This window comes from Massilia consociata, assembly GCF_042432755.1.
Taxonomy (GTDB): Bacteria; Pseudomonadota; Gammaproteobacteria; order Burkholderiales; family Burkholderiaceae_D; genus Telluria; species Telluria consociata.
The window spans coordinates 1-4,308 of the sequence record NZ_JBHLWP010000042.1; the positions used below are offsets into that span (position 1 = coordinate 1).

General features: G+C 58.7%; 3 protein-coding genes, 2 rRNA genes and 1 pseudogene. All 6 read left to right on the forward strand.

Translation table 11 applies throughout. From position 1 onward, the window contains the following. Positions 1-107 (forward strand): 5S ribosomal RNA (rrf, locus tag ACFFJK_RS22420); the annotation flags it as partial. A gap of 168 nt (positions 108-275) precedes the next feature. Continuing rightward, positions 276-629, forward strand: a complete 354-nt coding sequence (locus ACFFJK_RS22425) for a hypothetical protein (RefSeq protein ID WP_379681876.1) — start codon at positions 276-278, stop codon at positions 627-629. Next, positions 626-1,075, forward strand: coding sequence for a hypothetical protein (locus tag ACFFJK_RS22430; RefSeq protein ID WP_379681877.1), 450 nt, complete (start codon positions 626-628; stop codon positions 1,073-1,075). The genes ACFFJK_RS22425 and ACFFJK_RS22430 overlap by 4 nt, the downstream gene beginning before the upstream one ends. A gap of 409 nt (positions 1,076-1,484) precedes the next feature. Beyond that, the gene (locus ACFFJK_RS22435; RefSeq protein ID WP_379681878.1) at positions 1,485-1,805 is read left to right on the forward strand and encodes an alpha/beta hydrolase family protein; all 321 of its coding nucleotides are present in this window, start codon (positions 1,485-1,487) and stop codon (positions 1,803-1,805) included. A 145-nt stretch (positions 1,806-1,950) separates the two neighbouring features. Beyond that, positions 1,951-3,135 (forward strand): annotated as a pseudogene (locus ACFFJK_RS22440) (ISL3 family transposase); the annotation flags it as partial. 962 nt (positions 3,136-4,097) lie between these two features. After that, a 16S ribosomal RNA gene (locus tag ACFFJK_RS22445) occupies positions 4,098-4,308 on the forward strand; the annotation flags it as partial.

Below are 4,308 nucleotides of genomic sequence, written 5' to 3' on the forward strand. Positions count from 1 at the left end.
GACCATAGCAAGTCGGTCCCACCCCTTCCCATCCCGAACAGGACCGTGAAACGACTTTGCGCCGATGATAGTGCTGCAACCAGTGTGAAAGTAGGTTATCGTCAGGCTAGTTATATGAAAAACCCCACCAGGTGATCCTGGTGGGGTTTTTTGCTTTGCGCGGACAAAACCGCTGCCTGCACCCGCATCGCAAATGCGCCTGGCGGGCTTTTCAGCGTCTGCGCTACGTCTATCACCGGGCGCCGTGCGAGGTACGGTGGTCCGGGAACGATCATTTGATCGTCGATTACGGTTTGCAGGTTGAATCGATAAACTTGTCAGGGACGCGGGTCGCCTCGTTCGGCGAGCGGATGATCGGGGTGCTCGAATCCAGGCGGAACAGCGGGCATGTGCTGGTCCACGACAGTGGCTGGTTCAGCGATTTCGCACTTTGCGACCTACGACGAGGCAAGTGCAAGCATTTCAGTCAGCCCGCGGGTAAGGCGATCAAATGGGCGTTCGATAGCAAGGGCGAACTGCGTGCAGTCACGCTCGTCGATTCGCGGCTCTTCAAGGATGTATCGACCGTCTCCAACTGGTACAAGCCTGCCGCCGGGGAGAATGGACGAAACTGGCCGAGTTCAGGGTGACCGACGACTTATGGGTGCCGCCGTACGCGCCCGACGAACCCGATCCGGTCGTCATCGCTTCGCGTGTCGGCAGGGATACCACTGCATTGTTCAACTACCACGTCAGGGAAAAGCGCCAGGGTGAAATGCTGGTGGGCCACCCGACTCAGGACATCCTATCCCCGAAAGCAATCGACCAGGAGGCGAGGGAGCATGCCGGCGACTGCCGGCATGCGGTCAGCGCAGATCTGGTTCTCGCGCGCCTGGCAGCAGATGCAGTTGCAAGTCGACATGGTGCTGCCGAAGCGTATCAATATCCTGTCCGGGAAGCCGGAAAAACGGGTACTGATCAGATCCTGGGCCGACGTCGCCCGGGCACCTTGTACCTGTTCGATTACCCCGGCAAGAAAATGACCACGACCGGCAAGGTCAATCACGCGCCGGACCTGCCAAACTCCGACCGGTAGAGATCTCAAGCTATCTTGCGCCCGATAGCTTGCGGATTCCGGCCCACCTTGCGCGGCCGGACAAGCGCACCGGGACCTGCCCCGACGGTTGTCCTGATTCACGGCGGGCCGAGCGCGCGTGACAAATGGGCATTCAACGAAGAGGTTCAGTTGCTGGCGGAGCGCGGCTACCTGGTGTTTCAGCCACAGTTCCGGGGCTCCTCCGGCACGCCTATGTATCGTCGGCGCCAGTTGCGGTGCCCATGCGGCGCTGTGGGGCTATGAAGACGCCCGCGCTATACCGGTGCGGCGTGGAGTTTCGCCGGCGTCACCGACATCTCCCGCATGTATTCCGACTGGTCCGACACGTCTTTCGACAAGGTCAGTCGCCAGATGATGATGAACCCGATCGGCAACCCGGCAAGGAGCGCTGAGCTGTTCGATCCCGTCTCGCCCCTTTTTGCATGCCGCGAAGATCACTGCGCCGGTGCTGCTGATGCATGGCGAAGAAGACAAGCGCGTGCCGATCTCGCACGGCAAGAAGATGCGGGACGCGCTCGAGCGCAACAAGAAGGAAGTCGCCTGGAAAACTTTCGAGCGGGAAGGGCATGGATTGCATTACATCAGCAGCCGGGTTATCTACTACGAAACGCTGCTGGATTTCCTCGACAAGCACCGCGGCGCGACATCCGGACCTATGAGTGCTGTGCCCGAACCGGCCGTCCCAAAACCGGCAGAGCCGGAGCGCTGAGCGCCCGAGGGCAAAAAAAGGTTCATCGCGGATTTCCGGGATGAACCTGCTTTAAACGCAAGAGAGCAGTAAGGAAGAGTTATTGTGTTTGTGCGACCAAACCCATTACTCAACCCACCGCTCTCATGTCAGATCATAGTGTCCCGCTCCCGTCTGGGAAGGCTTTGCCGTCACTTCGTTCACCGAGCAGGGTCAATCGGTGTCAATCCGCCTGGAACCTTGTCCATCGGCGCCGCGCATCTGCGGCCACTGTTCAAGCGCAGCTCCCAAGGTGCATGACGTCTGTTGGCGCACTGTGCACGATTTACCTATCGTCGGGCGGTCGCTGATGTTGTCGATAGCGGTCTACCGGCTCCGATGTGATGGCTGTGGACGCACAGCCAGCCAACGCGTCAGCTGGCTGGACTCCCACTCGCGAGTAACGCGGCGCCTGGCCGCCTTTGTCGCACTGTGGAGCGAACGCATGCCAATTTCCCATGTCTGCCAGCTCACCGGCCTTCACTGGAGCACGGTGCGCCACATCCACCACCAAGTGCTGCAACGCAAGCTGGCACCGCTGCCTGAGGCGCAACCCACGCGTCTCGTGATGGACGAATTTGCGCTGTTCAAGGGTCACCGATACGCCACCGTCGTGCTCGACGCCGACAGCAAGCAGGTGTTGTGGGTTGGCGAAGGCCGCAGCCGCGAAGCGCTCCGTCCTTTCTTCGAGTGGCTCGGCCTCGTGCGCTGCGCGCGGATCGAAGCGGTGGCAATGGACATGAACACGGCCTTTGACCTGGAAGTGCGACAGCACTGCCCGCAGGCACGGGTGGTCTACGACCTGTTTCACGTGATCGCTAAGTACGGCCGCGAAGTCATCGACCGTGTCCGGGTCGACGAAGCGAACCGCTTGCGCCAGGACCGACCTCAGCGTCAGGTGGTCAAGCACGCACGCTGGCTTCTGCTGCGTAACCGGGAGAACGTTCCGCTTGCCCCGCAAGGCAGACTGGACGAGCTGCTCTCTGCTAACCAGGCCCTGATGACGGTGTACATAATGAAGGCTGCGTTGAAGGAACTCTGGCAGCCGTCAGGCGCATGGCAATAGCTCAGGGCTTGGAGAAACTGGCTGAAGATGGCACGCGAGAGCGGTATCGAGCCGCTGCGCAAGTTCGCCAACAAACTCCAGCCTTACTGGCGGGGCATCGCCTCGCGATTACGCTGGCCGATGCATACCGGCCAGCTCGAAGGCATCAACAACTGCATCAAGGTAATGAAGAGGATGGCTTACGGTTACCGGGACAGCAGCTTCTTCTTCCTCAAGATCAAAGCTGCGTTTCCCGGGAATCCGTGAAGAACCAAAAAAAAGCCCCGGTTGCTCACCGAGGCTTTCTGCCTGACCAGTTCCCCAGTCAAGGTTCCCAGCTGTGCGACACCGCGACTTGGCAGATGGCGAGCAAACATGCTTGCCGAACCCTATATAAGCCGAAGTCACCGGTACTTTGCACGGCTGGGCCAACACTCACCACCGTATGCGCTCCCCCCGATATCGGAACTTCGGGTAAGTGAGTGCAGCCCAGTTCGACATTCCCGCTGCGTCATGCAACTGACGCGCTTCGACCATCGTGCCAATGCACGGTTCAATCGAATTCGATTGACGTCGCCCGGCGTATTATCCGGATGCAAGAAAACTCATCTGTTCGACATCTCACATAAGCCGTCCAGATACGGCATCGACCGTTGGCCAAAGGATGACCTACGGGCAAGGCCATGAGCAGGCCGCTGGCAGTGCGATCGAGGCGCGTGCACAACCGGCGTGCCCAGCGCCGCCGGGAACCATGCAGCACTGCGAACCCTATACGGTCGTGCAGGTGTTCCATAAGGGGCGCGTGTATCGATGAACCACGCGTGACGCCTGTTTTTCGTTCGAAGGCCAACACCGCCTCTTGCCGACCCGCGACGGCTTTGCTATAGTCTCGTTCCTCCAGCGCCGGCGCAGCTGTCAAAGCAGCGAAGCGAAGGAAAAGAGGGAGTTGACGAGAAACGCGAAACACTGCATAATCTCACTTCTCTGCTGCTGACGAACACAACGCTTCGTTGGATACAGCAAGGTGCAAGACACCGATCTTTAACAATCAACAGTCGATAAGTGTGGGCGTTTGATGAAGGTGCCGGCTGACTTAGGTCAGCTGCATACTTAAATTATCAAATGTTCACAAAAAAGAAATACGTTGCTCAGCAATGAGTAACGGTCAGTATTTTGAGTGAGCGACTCCGTAGCAATACGGATGGCAGCAATGCCAACAAACAGAGATTGAACTGAAGAGTTTGATCCTGGCTCAGATTGAACGCTGGCGGCATGCTTTACACATGCAAGTCGAACGGCAGCACGGGCTTCGGTCTGGTGGCGAGTGGCGAACGGGTGAGTAATATATCGGAACGTACCCAGAAGTGGGGGATAACGTAGCGAAAGTTACGCTAATACCGCATACGATCTACGGATGAAAGTGGGGGACCTTCGGGCCTC